The organism is Pseudomonas sp. LG1D9, from assembly GCF_002949995.1.
GTDB classification, from domain to species: Bacteria; Pseudomonadota; Gammaproteobacteria; order Pseudomonadales; family Pseudomonadaceae; genus Aquipseudomonas; species Aquipseudomonas proteolytica.
The window spans coordinates 3,075,937-3,091,386 of the sequence record NZ_CP026881.1 but is presented as its reverse complement, the minus strand read 5'-3'; the positions used below and the strand labels follow the sequence as shown (position 1 = coordinate 3,091,386).

10 protein-coding genes are annotated in these 15,450 nt (G+C 60.8%); 2 read left to right on the top strand and 8 right to left on the bottom strand.

The window, feature by feature from the left end:
* Positions 1-133: 133 nt before the first annotated feature.
* From C5F71_RS14635 to C5F71_RS14610, 6 genes are all read right to left on the bottom strand, one after another.
* Positions 134-703, bottom strand: a complete 570-nt coding sequence (locus C5F71_RS14635; RefSeq protein WP_029295936.1) for a lipocalin family protein — start codon at positions 701-703, stop codon at positions 134-136.
* Positions 704-733: 30 nt separating this feature from the next.
* Positions 734-988 (bottom strand): hypothetical protein, encoded by a 255-nt coding sequence (locus C5F71_RS14630; RefSeq protein ID WP_029295934.1) that lies wholly within the window; start codon positions 986-988, stop codon positions 734-736.
* Between the two features lie 246 nt (positions 989-1,234).
* A complete protein-coding gene (locus C5F71_RS14625) occupies positions 1,235-2,245 on the bottom strand; it encodes a class 1 fructose-bisphosphatase (RefSeq protein WP_029295932.1) in 1,011 nt (336 codons plus the stop codon).
* 113 nt (positions 2,246-2,358) lie between these two features.
* On the bottom strand, positions 2,359-3,696 hold the full coding sequence (locus tag C5F71_RS14620; RefSeq protein WP_104912624.1) for a DUF3999 domain-containing protein: 1,338 nt from the start codon (positions 3,694-3,696) through the stop codon (positions 2,359-2,361).
* Positions 3,696-6,767 carry a DUF2339 domain-containing protein gene (locus tag C5F71_RS14615; protein ID WP_104911391.1) on the bottom strand — a complete coding sequence of 1,024 codons (3,072 nt, stop codon included), beginning with the start codon at positions 6,765-6,767 and terminating at the stop codon, positions 3,696-3,698. The genes C5F71_RS14620 and C5F71_RS14615 overlap by 1 nt, the downstream gene beginning before the upstream one ends.
* A 200-nt stretch (positions 6,768-6,967) precedes the next feature.
* Positions 6,968-9,418: a glycogen/starch/alpha-glucan phosphorylase gene (locus C5F71_RS14610; protein ID WP_029295924.1), complete on the bottom strand. Its 2,451-nt coding sequence runs from the start codon at positions 9,416-9,418 to the stop codon at positions 6,968-6,970.
* A 240-nt stretch (positions 9,419-9,658) separates the two neighbouring features.
* On the opposite strand from C5F71_RS14610, the gene C5F71_RS14605 reads away from it, so the two are divergent.
* Positions 9,659-10,093 (top strand): YkgJ family cysteine cluster protein, encoded by a 435-nt coding sequence (locus C5F71_RS14605; protein WP_029295922.1) that lies wholly within the window; start codon positions 9,659-9,661, stop codon positions 10,091-10,093.
* 193 nt (positions 10,094-10,286) lie between these two features.
* On the opposite strand, the gene typA is transcribed toward C5F71_RS14605, so the two are convergent.
* Both typA and thiI read right to left on the bottom strand, forming a co-directional pair.
* Positions 10,287-12,107, bottom strand: coding sequence for a translational GTPase TypA (gene typA, locus C5F71_RS14600; RefSeq protein WP_092232819.1), 1,821 nt, complete (start codon positions 12,105-12,107; stop codon positions 10,287-10,289).
* 139 nt (positions 12,108-12,246) lie between these two features.
* Entirely contained in the window at positions 12,247-13,701 is a 1,455-nt protein-coding gene (gene thiI, locus C5F71_RS14595) for a tRNA uracil 4-sulfurtransferase ThiI (RefSeq protein WP_104911390.1), read from the bottom strand.
* A 333-nt stretch (positions 13,702-14,034) separates the two neighbouring features.
* Between thiI and glnA the strand changes: the two genes are divergently transcribed.
* Positions 14,035-15,441 (top strand): glutamate--ammonia ligase, encoded by a 1,407-nt coding sequence (gene glnA, locus C5F71_RS14585; RefSeq protein WP_029295916.1) that lies wholly within the window; start codon positions 14,035-14,037, stop codon positions 15,439-15,441.
* Positions 15,442-15,450 lie beyond the last annotated feature (9 nt).

Below are 15,450 nucleotides of genomic sequence, written 5' to 3'. Positions count from 1 at the left end.
AGCCTCGCGCGCTGACCAGAAGCGAATCCTCATCAGCACAGCCATCAAAATCCATCATGGTTCCCGACGTGGTCAAACCCTGCGGGCAAAAAAAGGGCGGGTTTATTAAAAAACCCGCCCTTTCTATTTCGCATTACTGCGACGTCTTGCTCATCTGCTTATCCGACGTACGCCAGATCAAACGCGTGGTGTCGTAACCCTGCTGGCGTGCCCTGCTGAGCAGGTCTTCGCGGGTGTCGGCGCTGACGGTCGGCGTGCGCGACAGCAGCCACATGTAGCGCCGGCTCGGGCTGCCGACGATGGCGGTCTTGTAGTCGTCGCTGACGTACAACACCCAGTAATCGCCCTTGGCCACGCCCGGCAACAGCGCGGTGAACCAGTTATTGAATTCGACCCACAACTTGTCGGTCTTGCCCGGTACTTGCGGCGTGGCCGTGCCCTTGGCTTCTTCCCACTTCCACTCGGTGGTCAGGCAGCGGTTGAACACTGACATGTCGCCATCGGGCAGCAGGGAGTAACGGGCCTCGGACTGCGCGCAGTTACGCTGGAAGTACATGGGCAGGCGGGCCAACTCGTACCAGGTGCCCTGGTAACGCTTGAGGTTGACGCTGCCGACGGTCTTGGGTTGCAGATCATCGCCAGAATGGCTGGCGCAGCCTGCCAAAAACAGGCTGGCGCAAAGGTATAAAACGAAACGCATCATTCTTCTTCTCCCGCAGGCTTGCGCCCCGGTTTACTTCAGGCCTTGCCCGGAAAACATCAGAACTTTGTCACCGGCGTACTGCACGCTGATAAAGCTGGTTTTATCGCCCCAGGTGCAACTGGACATGCCCAGCGCGCCGGAACAATCGGTGGGCTTACCCAGCAACGACTCCACTTCAGCCTTGGCCATGCCAGCCGAGAGCTTTTGGTAGTTTTCCTGGGTGACCTTGCTGCAAGCGGCCAATAGGACGCAAAAGCACAAGAGTGCGAGACGGCGTAACGACATGGTAGAGCTCCTGGAGGGACACGCAGCAGTGGGGGTCTGCCAGAAGCTTAGAAGGGAAAAGGGGGGTCTGGTTCCCGGAAGGCAAAAACAAAAAAAGCCCCCTGTGGCTAGGGGGCTTGTCCCCCGCTGGGGTGCGAAGCAGCCCCAATAAAGCCACTGAGTACTTTCAGGTAAACCGAGTGGGTTGGTTTGGGGGCTGCTTCGCAGCCCAGCGGGGGACAAGCCCCCTCGCCACAGGGGGTAGCATTAGCCTTTGTGGTAACCGGTCACGCGCGCCACTTCTTCCTTGGAGCCCAGGAACACCGCCACACGCTGGTGCAGGCCTTCAGGCTGGATGTCGAGGATGCGCTGGTGACCGTCGGTGGAAGCACCGCCAGCTTGTTCGACCAGGAACGACATCGGGTTGGCTTCGTACATCAGGCGCAGTTTGCCCGGCTTGGACGGCTCGCGGCTGTCGCGTGGGTACATGAACAGGCCACCACGGGTCAGGATGCGGTGTACGTCGGCAACCATCGCAGCGACCCAACGCATGTTGAAGTTTTTCTTCAACGGACCTTCTTCGCCTTCCATCAACTCGTTGACGTAGCGCTTAACCGGTTCTTCCCAGTGGCGCTGGTTGGACATGTTGATCGCAAATTCCTGGGTCGAGGCAGGAATGGAGATGTCTTCGTGGGTCAGCACGAAGCTGCCCATTTCACGGTCCAGGGTAAAGCCCTTGACGCCATCGCCCAGGGTCAGCACCAGCATGGTCTGCGGGCCGTAGATCGCATAACCGGCGGCGACCTGCTCGGTGCCTGGCTGCAGGAAGGCCTTTTCGTTCAGGGCTTCGTTCTGGCTCAGGTATTCGTTCGGGCAACGCAGTACGGAGAAGATGGTGCCGACTGGCGCGTTGATGTCGATGTTCGACGAGCCGTCCAGCGGGTCGAATACCAGCAGGTACGCGCCTTTAGGGTATTTGCCCGGGATCTGGTAGGCGTTGTCCATTTCTTCGGACGCCATGCCGGCCAGGTGACCGCCCCATTCGTTGGCTTCGAGCAGGATTTCGTTGGAAATCACGTCGAGCTTCTTCTGCACTTCGCCTTGCACGTTTTCAGTGCCCATGCTGCCCAGGACGCCGCCCAGCGCGCCCTTGGACACGGCGTGGCTGATTTCCTTGCAAGCACGCGCCACCACTTCGATCAGGAAGCGCAGATCGGCAGGGGTGTTGTTGCTGCGGGTCTGCTCAATCAAATAGCGACTCAGGGTAACGCGGGACATGGACGGCTCCGGAGAATGGGGGGGGCTAAAAACCCGCGCAGTTTAGCGCGAGTCGGGGCGCATTTCCTCCTATCAGACGAGATAACCCTGACAGAGTTCATGCAGGCCCCGGCTCAGGGCCTGGCCGGCGGCTTGCGCAACAGACTGTAGGCCATGCCCCCGAGTACCGCTACGCCCAGCAGCAATACGGCCCACAGGCCGATTGTCTGCCAAGGCATACCTGCGACATTTGGCGCGGCCGGTGGGTTGGCGCGCCACTCGCCATCGACCCTGGCCTGGCCCAACGCCGCGAGGCGCTGCGGCTGATAATCGGGAATCAGGGTGGTCAACGGCAGGTTCGCCGCCTTGGCCGACGGGTTGCCCAGCGCCAGGGTAAACGGCGGTTCGCCCCGCGCCAGGAACACCACCTGCGTGGCCCGCACGGCGAAACTCAACCCCGGCGCCTGCGGCCCCAGGCCACCGCCCCGCTCGTCTACGTCCAGCTTGAGTTGGCGGACCGGGTAACCCGGCAACTGCAATTGATCCTGGGTGATCTCTTGCCCGTTCTGCGGCAATCGGTAGAGCAAACCGCGGCTTAACGGCTGCCATGCCTGCTTGCTGTCCTGGCGCCCGGCAAGACCCACCGGGGCCAGGCTGTTGGGCTGGCGTAACTCGATGCGCACCCGCTCGATATTCAACGCCCCGGGCAGCTGCCAGCTGTATTGCCCCGCTTCAAGGGCGCTGCCGGCCAATGGCTCGGACCACACCAGCGGCAACGGCAGGCTGCTGGTGCTCTGCACTTCAATGGAGGTCAACTCGGGCGCGGCCTGGCCTTGCCATAACAGGCGCAGGTAACGCGCCGGTTGCCCCGGCAAGGCCACTTCACGCAGTTCAACCCGATCATCGGCAAACGCCAGGCGCGCCAACTGCCCTTCGCCCCAGGAGCGCCAGTGCTGCAAATCGTCACTGGCTTCGATGCTGAAACGCTGGAAACCGTCGTGCTCGGCGGACCAGTCGAGGATCAGCTTTTGCAACGGCGCCTTGATGGCACTGGCATCGAGCAACCAGCCGCGTCGCACCTGCGCGCCGGCCGGCACTTCGCTGGACGGCTGCACCTGCACCAGGGTGCCCGTGGCACTCGATTGCACGCGCACGCTGGGCGCGCTGTCACTGGTGTTGTCGGCGGCGTACAGCGGGAAGCCCTTCAGCCTCGCCAGGTTTTTCGCGCTGGCGGCCGACTGACGCACCAATGCATACGCCTGCGGCTCGCCGGCGGCGTTGAACACCCGCAGGTCACTGAGATCGGCCTGGCGGGCGCTCAGTTGCACCGCCAGCGGCAACTCCAGGCGATACCAGGGCCCTTGGCCGCTGATCGCCAGCGGCACTTGGGCGGTGAAGTCGGCGGGGGCTTCTGCGGCCCATACCGATAGCGCGGTGCACAGGCCCACCAGGGCAATACTCAGTTTGCCGATCAAGAGGAAGCTCCTTGGGTTTGAACCTCGGGCTCAACGCGTTTGGGCGGCAGCGGGGCAAAATAACCCACCACCAGCAACAGCCCGCCCACGCCGATAAACGACACAATCCGCTCCAGCCCGCCACGGTTGCTCAGCTCGACGAGGAACAACTTGGCGACCACCACGCCAATCAGCACCGCGCCGACCAGCCACACCTCCCGGCGATTGCGCAGATGACCACCGATCATCAGGCCCAGGGCAATCAGGGTCCAGACAATCGACAATCCGGCCTGCACCAGCATGGAGTCGAGCAACGCATCCAGATGAAACGGCACACCGCCCCAATGGTGCGCCGTGCGCATCACCAATGCGGTGAAAAAGGCGAACAGCGAAACCCCGGCAACCCCCTGGGCAATCCAGGGGGTGCGGCCGCCCAGTTGCGGCGCCGCGCTGCGCGCCCACAGGTACACACCCAGCAGCGCAAACAGCAGGCCAAGGTCCAAGGGGTTGAGCAATGGCATGTAGGGCAACGGCTTGGCGGTACCGTCGCTGTAAATATTGGCCAGCCAGAACCACACCAGCATCAGCACGGCCAACGGCAGCGCGACCAGCAGGCGGTATTCGCGCGGATAAGCAGATACCGGCCACGGCCATTGGCGCGGTGCAGCGACGGCTATCAGGTACAGGCTGGGGAAAATCGCCCAGCCGAGCCAGCGCCAGGCGTTGTATTGCACCGAGAGCACCAGCAGGCCGTAACGCAACTCCAGGGCCAGCATGCCGATCAGCATCCAGCAGCCCAGCACGTGGGCGACACGCAGGGCCTTGGCCGCCGCCAAGTCGGTCAAGTAACGCAGCGCGATAAAATGCACGGCGAACACCGCAATCCAGGCCAGCCAGCCCAGTTCGGCCGCCGGGTGGTAATAGCGATGCAACGACACCAACAGCACCAGCGCCGCCGCTGGCATCAACAACAGGCAGAGGGTCCCGAGCGCAGCCCAACGCAGACGCAACGCCAGCAACATCCAAAGCGCCGCGCTGGCCGCTGCCGCCGCCAACAGAAAGGTGGCTTGCAGCTCCGGCGGAGTAAAGCGCAGCAATTCGTGGTTGAGCGCCAACACCCACCAGGCGGCGCCCCACGCCAGCAGGCCGTGGGATAGGTGGGGTAATTTGAGCCGTTGGCCACTGCCCTGCAAACGCCAGGCTCCGACAAACGCAGCCAACCCGACCAGCATCGGCGCCCAGAAACCGATATGACGCAACGCCGGCAGCTCCTCGGTGCCCCAGGACGTCAACGTGAGCAACGCCCCCGCCAGCACTTGCACGCCGAGCGCGCAGAACAGGACCGTGCGCGAAGCGATATGCAGGCCGACAAACACAGTGACCAGCCCCGCCAGCGCCCAGCTGATCGCGGTGCCCTGCTCGGCCAACAGTAACGGTGCCAGCAGATACACAAACCCCAGGCCCAGGCCGGCCAGGACCGGCAAGCCCTTGCGCTCCCACTGGCTGATCTGCCCATGCGCAGCCTTGCGCAATTGGTGGAAGCTGAACAGCAACGCCACGCCGAGCAGCAACGCGCCCAGCGCCGCCCCTTCCAGCAGCGTGTGCTGGCCCACGTCCAACTCACTGAGAAAGGCCAGCGCCGAGCCCAGTTGCAACAACAGGCCAAATGCGCGCGCCAACAACCGCTGCTGGCGCAGGCCGAGCCAGAGAATCCCCGCGCCTTCCACCGCCCAAGCTGCGGCGGTCCAGCGCGCATCCAGGCCCAGGGGGATCGCCAGGCTGGCGAAGATCACGCCCAGGGCCAGGCAGGTTTCGCCCAGCAATACGGTGCGCCCGCCACTGAGCACACGCGCCAGCGCCATATAAATGATCCCCAACGCCAACGCGCTGAATGCCGGAGCAAATGCCAGGTGCTGCACCAGGGTGAACTGCAAGCCAAACGCCACAAGCGGTGGCCCGAACAGCAGGCCGCCATCTACATAATCCCCCTTGGCCGCCGACCAGCGCAGCAATGCACCACGGCTGTCATCGGCCGGGGCGTCGGGCATTTCCAGGAGTTTGCGCCGCGCAAACAACAGGCCGATGGCCAGGTACATCAGGAAAAACACAATCAGGAACGGCTCGGTACTCCACAGCAACTCCGGCGTGTAGGAGCGGATGCCCCAGGCGAAGCCAATGCCGAAGGTGCCGGCAAAACCAATCACATTGAGCAAGCGCCAGGCCTTGAACCAGGCAATGGCGAGGATGCCGACGTTGAGCAAGGTGAAGTAGCTGAACAGCGCCACATGGCTGCCCTCGCCGGTGGACGCCAGGATCGGCGCGGCGAAACCGCCCAGGGCGGCGGCGCAGGCCAGGCCGATGGCGTCCTGGGTAATGGCGAGGATCGCCGAAAACAGCGTCACAGCCACCAGCAGGCCGAGTGCCGCGCCGGGTTCGAGCAACGGGTGCAGACGCATGGCGGCGAATACCGTCAGGTACAACACGGCGATGCCGGTGCCTTGCAGGATCAGCGCGTAATTGCCGTTGCGCGCGCGCAGCCACCAGCCCAGGCCCAGTAAACCCAGGGCGCAGGCGGCGACACCGGCGTAGCGCAACTCGATGGGCACCACCATGCCTTCGGTGGCATAGCGCAGCAAAAATGCCAGGCCAAGGAACAGCAGCACCACGCCAACCCGCAGCACGGTGTTGCCACCCAGCAGCCAGTTGCGCGCACCCTGGATAGCCCGTTCGATCAGGTTGGGGCCACGGGGGGGCTGGGGTTCAGCTTCGCGTGCAGCAGCGGCCGGCTTCCACAGGTCGTCCGGCAGCGGCGGGCTGGGTTCGGCAGCAGAGGTGGATTGCAGTTCGGCGGGCAGTTCCCAGACCAGTTCTGGGGCGGGCGCGGGTTCGACCATGGGCGGCTCGACCTGCGGCGGCTTTTCCAGCATCGCCAGGCGTTGCTCCAGTGCCTTCAAGGCGCTGCCAAGGTTCGACAGACGAATGGCTTGGCCAATCCCCAAACCCAGGAGCGCGCCGAAGGCTGCGTCACTGAACGACTCATCCAGCGCCCAGCCGAGCACCAGGCCAATGAGCATGAACATCCATTGCATGGTCGAGATCCCTAAGCAGCCCGAAGCGGGCGTAACCGACGCTCAGTATATCGACACAATTCCAATGTAGGAGCCAGCTTGTGTAGGACCTGGCTTGTGTGGGAGCTGGCTTGCCTGCGATACAGGCGCCTCGGTGTATCAGTGACACCGAGGGGATGCTATCGCAGGCAAGCCAGCTCCCACACGGGGTTCTGCGGGTTCTAGTCCAAGGCTTTCCAGATCTCGGTGGCGTATTCCCGGATGGTTCGGTCTGACGAGAACCAACCCGTGCGCGCAGTATTGAGCACCGCCGAACGCCACCACTCCCTGGTGTCGTGCCAATGGGCTTCGACCCGCGCCTGGGCGTCCCAGTAGGCGTCAAAATCGGCGCACACCAGGAACCGGTCATAGGCGATCAACGAGTCGATCAACCCCACATAGCGCCCCGGATCGTCCGGCGAGAACACCCCGCCACGAATCGCCTGCAGCACGTCGTTCAAGCGGTGGGATGCGGCGATATCAGGGCCGGCATTGAACTCACCGGCCTGTTTACGCGCTTCCACCTGTTCGGCGCTGAGGCCGAAAATAAACATGTGCTCGCCGCCGATACGCTCATGCATCTCCACATTGGCGCCATCCATAGTGCCGATGGTCAGCGCGCCATTGAGGCCGAACTTCATGTTGCTGGTGCCCGAGGCCTCGAACCCGGCGGTGGAGATCTGCTCCGACAGGTCCGCCGCCGGGATGATGTTTTCGGCGAGGCTGACGTTGTAGTTGGGCAGGAACACGACCTTGAGCAAGCCACGCACCGTGGGGTCGTTGTTCACCGTACGGGCGATGTCGTTGGTCAGCTTGATGATCAGCTTGGCCTGGTGATAACTGGCCGCCGCCTTGCCGGCGAAGATCTTCACCCGCGGCACCCAATCCACTTCGGGTTCGGCGCGAATCGCCTGGTACAGGGCGACCGTGTGCAACAGGTTCAGCAATTGGCGCTTGTACTCGTGGATACGCTTGACCTGCACATCGAACATCGCCGCCGGGTTGACCGAAATACCCAGGCGCTCGTGGATGATATCGGCCAGCACCCGCTTGCTGTGCAGGCGCTGCTCAGCGAAGGCTTTGCGAAAGGCGTCTTTCTCGGCGAAGGTTTCCAGCTCCACCAGGCGCTGTTCCATGTTGTCGAGAATGTCCGGCCCCAGGGCCTCCACCAGCATCGCGGTGAGCTTGGGGTTGGCCTGGAACAGCCAGCGGCGGAAGGTAATGCCGTTGGTCTTGTTGTTGATACGCTCGGGGTAGAGCTTGTGCAGTTCGGAAAACACCGTGCTGCGCATCAGCTGCGTATGCAGCCCCGAGACGCCGTTGACGCTGTGGGAACCCAGGAACGCCAGGTTGCCCATGCGCACGCGGCGCCCGTTGTCTTCTTCGATCAGCGAGACAGCGCGCAGGACGTCGAAGTCGTGAATGCCCTTGGCCCGCAGCGAATCAATGTGCTGGGCGTTGATCAGGTAAATGATCTGCATGTGCCGGGGCAGCATGCGTTCCATCAGGCCCACCGGCCAGGTTTCCAGGGCTTCGGGGAGCAGGGTGTGGTTGGTGTAGGACAGCGTTTCGACGGTGACCTGCCAGGCCGCATCCCAGGCAATATCGTGCAGGTCGACCAATTGGCGCATCAACTCGGCCACGGCGATGGACGGGTGCGTGTCATTGAGCTGGATGGCCGCGTGCTCGCCCAGGCTCAGGACCGAGCCGTGCATGTTTTTGTGGCGGCGCAGCAGGTCCTGCAGGGAGGCCGAGACGAAGAAATATTCCTGGCGCAGGCGCAATTCCTGCCCTGCTTCGGTGCTGTCGGCCGGGTAAAGCACCCTTGAGATGCTTTCGGCACGGGCCACTTCGGCAACGGCGCCCAAATGGTCACCGGCGTTGAAGCGCTCCAGGTGCAGGTCTTCGACGGCCCGCGCACGCCACAGGCGCAAGGTGTTCACACTGGCACCACGCCAGCCGACCACCGGGGTGTCGTAGGCTACGGCGCGCACGGTTTCATTGGGCGACCAGACCTGGATCGACTTGCCGGACGCATCCAGCACAGTCTCGACGCTGCCGCCAAAGCCGATCGGGTAGATCACCTCGGCGCGCTCGAACTCCCAGGGGTTGCCGAAATCCAGCCAGCGTTCGGTCTGCTCCTGCTGCCAGCCATCGACAATCGCCTGGCGAAACAGCCCGTGTTCGTAACGAATGCCATAGCCATGGCCGGCAATGCCCAGGGTCGACATGCTTTCCATAAAGCACGCGGCCAGGCGCCCCAGGCCCCCGTTGCCCAGGGCCGCATCGGGCTCCAGCAGGCGAATGCGCTCCAGGTCTACACCCAACTCGCCGAGGGCTTCGCGCGCCACCTCCAGCAGGCCGAGGTTGCTCAGGCTGTCAAACAGCAAACGACCGATCAAAAATTCCAGGGACAGGTAATACACCCGCTTCTGCCCACGCCGGTAGATACGCCGGGTGTGGTCCATCCAGTGGTCGACCATATGGTCGCGCGCCGCCAGGGCAATGGCTTCGAACCAGTCGTGGTCAAAGGCGTGATCGGGATCCTTGCCCACCGCATAAGTGAGTTTGGTCAAGACAGCATCGCGAAACGCGGCTACCTCTGCTTCTCGTACAAGCGGTTCCTGAGACATCGGTGCGACCTCGGGCGAGATAGAAGAAGGGAAATCCTAGAGCCTAGACGGTCTGACCCATGGCATGGCTGACGGTTCGGCAGTTTTTTCACTCATTCACGCATGCAGGTTTTAGATGCAGGGGCCGTGCCCGTTTGAGACGGGCGGGAGCCTTTGAGCCGAAATCCGCAAAATATTGTTCAAAAAATCACCAATCCCGGTATGATCGCGCGCCCGGACAAAGCCCCTCTTGGAAACCTGATGAAGCCTCAACTGATCGCCGCCGCGGAACTCGACCGTCTCGAAACGTGGCAGAAATACTCCAGCCACATGTGCGGCGGCTGCACGTCCAACTGCTGCACCCTGCCGGTTGAGGTGAAGATCAAGGATTTGATCCGCATTGGCATCGTCGACGAATTCGAGCGTGGCGACCCGCCGAAGAACATCGCCAAGCGCTTGCAGAAGGAAGGCATCGTCGAGCGTTTCAACTCCAAGTCCGAGATCTTTACCCTGCAGCGCATGAGCAACAACGATTGCCTGTACCTGGATCGTAAGACGCGCTTCTGCACTATTTATGACAAGCGCCCGGATACCTGCCGCAATCACCCGAAGATCGGGCCACGGCCGGGGTATTGCGCGTACAAGCCCAAGGAAGTGGTGCGCGAGACCAAGTTCAAGACCCTCGACAAGTTCTGATCCGGATTTTGCAGGGCTCTTGAGGGCCCCATCGCAGGCAAGCCAGCTCCCACAGTTTGATTTGTGAACACCCTCAAATGTGGGAGCTGGCTTGCCTGCGATGGGGCCGGCAAACCACCACAAAATCTACAGGGATAAAAAAACGCCCCCGGCCTTTCGACCGGGGGCGTTTTTATTCAGCCGGAACTAAGTATCAGTTCTTGGCCTTTTTGGCAGCGCGGGTACGCTCGCCTTCGTCCAGGATCTTCTTACGAAGACGGATGGACTTCGGCGTCACTTCGCACAGCTCGTCGTCCTGGATGAATTCCAGAGCCTGTTCCAGGGTGAAGCGAACAGGTGGAACCAGGGCGATGGTTTCGTCTTTACCCGAAGCACGCATGTTGTCGAGCTTCTTGCCTTTGGTTGGGTTGACGCCCATGTCGTTGTCACGGCTGTTCAGACCAACGATCTGGCCGTTGTAGATCTCTTGACCGTGTTCAACGAACAGCTTGCCACGCGCCTGGAGGGTTTCCAGGGAGTAGGTCAGTGCCTTGCCGGTTTCTACCGATACCAGAACACCGTTCTGACGGCCGGACATGTCGCCGGACTTCATGGTGTCGTAGCGATCGAAGATCGAGGTCAGGATGCCAGCACCGTTGGTCAGGGTCAGGAACTGGTTACGGAAACCGATCAGACCACGAGCAGGGATGTTGTATTCCAGACGCACACGGCCTTTGCCATCCGGCACCATGTTGGTCAGGTCGCCCTTACGCAGGCCCATCTCTTCCATGACCTTGCCCTGGGATTCTTCAGGGGTGTCGATGGTGACGTTTTCGAACGGTTCCTGCTTCACGCCGTCAACGGTACGGATGATCACTTCCGGACGACCAACGCCCATTTCGAAGCCTTCGCGACGCATGGTTTCGATCAGTACCGAGAGGTGCAGCTCACCACGGCCGGAAACCTTGAACTTGTCAGCCGAGTCGCCTTCTTCAACGCGCAGTGCAACGTTGTACAGCAGCTCTTTGTCCAGACGTTCCTTGATGTTACGGGAAGTCACGAACTTGCCTTCTTTACCGCAGAATGGCGAGTCGTTTACCTGGAAGGTCATGGAAACGGTTGGCTCGTCAACGGTCAACGGCACCATTGCTTCAACCATGTCCGGGTGGCACAGGGTGTCGGAGATGAACAGCGAGTCCATACCGCTGATGCACACGATGTCGCCTGCAGCAGCTTCTTCAACGTCAATACGGTGCAGACCGTGGTGACCCATCAGCTTCAGGATACGACCGTTACGCTTCTTGCCGGTGGCGTCGATAGCCACGACCGGAGTGTTCGGCTTGACGCGACCACGAGCGATACGGCCAACGCCGATAACACCCAGGAAGCTGTTGTAGTCCAGTGCCGAGATTTGCATCTGGAACGGACCGTCACGGTCGACTTTCGGCGCTGGTACGTTGTCGACGATCGACTGGTACAGCGGGGTCATGTCTTCAGCCATGTCGGTGTGTTCCAGACCGGCAATGCCGTTCAGGGCCGAGGCGTAGACAACTTTGAAGTCCAGCTGTTCTTCGGTGGCACCGAGGTTGTCGAACAGGTCGAAGATCTGGTCCAGAACCCAGTCCGGACGCGCGCCTGGACGGTCAACCTTGTTGATCACCACGATTGGACGCAGGCCGGCTTCGAAAGCCTTCTTGGTCACGAAACGGGTTTGCGGCATAGGGCCGTCTTGAGCGTCAACCAGCAGCAGAACGGAGTCAACCATCGACATTACACGTTCAACTTCGCCGCCGAAGTCGGCGTGGCCCGGGGTATCCACGATGTTGATGTGGTAGCCGTTCCAGTTGATGGCGGTGTTTTTTGCCAGGATGGTAATACCGCGCTCTTTTTCCTGGTCGTTGGAGTCCATCACGCGCTCGTCGTTGAGCTCGTTGCGCTCCAGGGTGCCGGATTGACGCAGGAGTTTGTCTACCAGGGTGGTTTTACCATGGTCAACGTGAGCAATGATGGCGATGTTACGTAGATTTTCGATCACTTGTGTATCTCGATCAGAGGATTCGGTGTGCTGACAGGTCGTGGCAGCGATTAACAGTAGAGTCAGGCCTTGCCGTTACAGCTTGACGGCAGAGTCGGGGGGCCGGTGACGCAGGCCACAGGCAAACAGCCCCGGGCTCTTAGCTCGGTCGATAAACGCGCACATTGGCATATCCCTCACTGAGCAAATGGTGGGCATGCAGGCGACTCATCACGCCTTTGTCGCAATACAGCAGGTACTGACGGCTGTTATCCAGTTCCTTGAAACGCGCGTTCAGTGCATAGAACGGCAACGTTTGCACGTCGATGCCAGCGATTTCCAGCGGCTCGTCTTCAGCGGCATCCGGGTGACGGATGTCGATGACAATCTGACCGGCCAGGGCTTCGCTGACTTCTTCGATCTGTATGTCCTGGCCCAGTTCGTCGATGACTCGATCGATCGGCACCAGTTTGGCGTTCTCGAGCGCTCGCTCCAGAATCGCCATGTCGAATTCTTTCTCTTCATGCTCCACGCGATAGCGCTTGGCATGGGTCTTGGGGTTCACCGAGATGACCCCGCAGTACTCTGGCATGTGCTTGGCGAAATCAGCGGTGCCGATTTCGTTGGCCAGGTCGATGATGTCCTGCTTGTGGCTGGCGATCAGCGGGCGCAATACCAGCTTGTCGGTCACGCAGTCGATCACGGACAGGTTCGGCAACGTCTGGCTGGAGACCTGGGAAATCGCCTCGCCGGTCACCAGCGCTTCGATTTGCAGGCGGTCGGCGATTTTCGACGCTGCGCGCAACATCATACGCTTCAATACGACGCCCATATGACCGTTATCGACTTTTCCGAGAATTTCTCCCAGGACTTCCTCGAACGGTACGCTGACAAACAGCACGCGCTGGGAGCTGCCGTACTTCTTCCAGATATAGTGCGCAACTTCCATCACGCCCAATTCGTGTGCACGCCCGCCCAGATTAAAGAAGCAGAAGTGGCTCATCAGGCCCCGGCGCATGATCTGGTAGGCCGCCACGGTAGAGTCGAAACCGCCGGACATCAGCACCAGGGTCTGTTCCAGCGCACCCAGCGGGTAGCCACCGATGCTGTTGTGCTGGCTGTGGATCACAAACAACCGTTGGTCGCGAATTTCGATACGTACTTCGATTTGCGGCTCTTTCAGCGAGATTCCTGCGGCCCCACACTCGCGACGCAGCTTGCTGCCGACGTATTTCTCGACATCCATGGAGCTGAACGGGTGCTTGCCCGCACGCTTGCAGCGCACCGAAAAAATCTTGCCTTCAAGGCTGGTGCCAAAGTGCAGTTTGCATTTTTGCGTGATGTCGTCGAAGTCGCCCAGCGGGTACTCGTCGACCTGCAGGAAATGCGCGATGCCCGGCATGCAGCTCAGGCGCTCGGTCATATCTTTCAAGGCTTTAGGGTCGCTGACGCGGGTTTCCAGCTCGAGGTTGTCCCACACACCGTTCACCACCACGGCCGGGTCCAGGTCACGGAGCACGGCGCGGATATTCTTGGCCAATTGACGGATGAAACGCATCCGTACCGGTCGGCTCTTGATGGTGATCTCGGGGAAGACTTTAACGATTAATTTCATGGAAACAGCGCGCGCAGGGCCAGCCGAAAAAGGGGGGCGCGGATTATAGCGGAAATCGCTCAAGGTTTGACCAGTTAATATACAAACGGCACGCGACGCACCAAAGAGGTGCATTTACAGGCAGTTACGCTACATTGCAGTGCGCGATTTTTGCCATTTCGACGATTTGCACCTTTATAGGGGCCATTTTGAGGCAAAAAACCCATGTCGGGGCACTGGCATGCAATTTGCTCTCTTGTGAGGCAGGTTGCCATGGCGGACTATCCGCGCCGGCATCACCCACATTCTAAGGGCTACTCCACTACCCCAGCCCGAAGCCACCCGGAGGACACTATGTCGAAGTCGGTTCAACTCATCAAAGATCATGACGTTAAATGGATTGATCTGCGCTTCACGGACACCAAAGGCACTCAGCACCACGTGACCATGCCGGCTCGCGACGCGCTGGATGACGCCTTCTTCGAAGAAGGCAAAATGTTCGACGGCTCCTCCATCGCTGGCTGGAAAGGCATCGAAGCCTCCGACATGATCCTGATGCCGGACGACTCCACCGCCGTACTCGACCCGTTCACCGAAGAGCCAACCCTGATCATCGTCTGCGACGTGATCGAGCCTTCGACCATGCAGGGCTACGACCGCGACCCACGTGCGATCGCCAAGCGTGCCGAGGAATACCTGAAGTCCACCGGTATCGGTGACACCGTATTCGTGGGCCCTGAGCCTGAGTTCTTCATCTTTGACCAGGTGAAGTTCAAGTCCGACATCTCCGGCTCCATGTTCAAGATCTTCTCCGACCAGGGTTCGTGGATGTCCGACCAGGACGTGGAAGGCGGCAACCATGGCCACCGTCCAGGCGTCAAAGGCGGCTACTTCCCAGTACCACCGTTCGACCACGACCACGAAATCCGTACCTCCATGTGCAACGCCATGGAAGACATGGGCCTGGTCATCGAAGTTCACCACCACGAAGTGGCGACTGCCGGCCAGAACGAAATCGGTGTGAAGTTCAACACCCTGGTTGCCAAGGCTGACGAAGTACAGACCCTCAAGTACTGCGTACACAACGTGGCAGTGGCCTACGGCCGTACCGCTACCTTCATGCCTAAGCCACTGTACGGCGATAACGGTTCGGGCATGCACGTTCACCTGTCCATCGCCAAAGATGGCAAGAACACCTTCGCTGGCGAAGGTTATGCCGGCCTGTCCGACACCGCCCTGTACTTCATCGGCGGCATCATCAAGCACGGTAAGGCCCTGAACGGCTTCACCAACCCGTCGACCAACTCCTACAAGCGTCTGGTCCCAGGTTTTGAAGCACCGGTGATGCTGGCCTACTCGGCTCGCAACCGTTCCGCTTCGATCCGTATTCCTTACGTGTCCAGCCCTCGCGCTCGCCGTATCGAAGCACGCTTCCCGGATCCAGCAGCCAACCCGTACCTGGGTTTTGCTGCACTGCTGATGGCTGGCCTGGACGGCATCCAGAACAAGATCCACCCAGGCGACGCCGCCGACAAAAATTTGTACGACCTGCCGCCTGAAGAGGCCAAGGAAATCCCACAAGTGTGCGGCAGCCTGAAAGAAGCCCTGGAAGAGCTGGACAAGGGCCGTGCGTTCCTGACCAAAGGCGGCGTGTTCAGCGACGACTTCATCGATGCCTACATCGCCCTGAAAAGCGAAGAAGAAATCAAGGTCCGCACCTTCGTACACCCACTGGAATACGAGCTGTACTACAGCTGCTGATCCGGTAGC

Excerpts from the sequence above, each read along its gene's own strand:
- C5F71_RS14635 (WP_029295936.1), bottom strand. The coding sequence starts at position 703 with ATGATGCGTTTCGTTTTATACCTTTGCGCCAGCCTGTTTTTGGCAGGC.
- C5F71_RS14630 (WP_029295934.1), bottom strand. The coding sequence starts at position 988 with ATGTCGTTACGCCGTCTCGCACTCTTGTGCTTTTGCGTCCTATTGGCC.
- C5F71_RS14625 (WP_029295932.1), bottom strand. The coding sequence starts at position 2,245 with ATGTCCCGCGTTACCCTGAGTCGCTATTTGATTGAGCAGACCCGCAGC.
- C5F71_RS14615 (WP_104911391.1), bottom strand. The coding sequence starts at position 6,767 with ATGCAATGGATGTTCATGCTCATTGGCCTGGTGCTCGGCTGGGCGCTG.
- C5F71_RS14610 (WP_029295924.1), bottom strand. The coding sequence starts at position 9,418 with ATGTCTCAGGAACCGCTTGTACGAGAAGCAGAGGTAGCCGCGTTTCGC.
- C5F71_RS14605 (WP_029295922.1), top strand. The coding sequence starts at position 9,659 with ATGAAGCCTCAACTGATCGCCGCCGCGGAACTCGACCGTCTCGAAACG.
- thiI (WP_104911390.1), bottom strand. The coding sequence starts at position 13,701 with ATGAAATTAATCGTTAAAGTCTTCCCCGAGATCACCATCAAGAGCCGA.
- glnA (WP_029295916.1), top strand. The coding sequence starts at position 14,035 with ATGTCGAAGTCGGTTCAACTCATCAAAGATCATGACGTTAAATGGATT.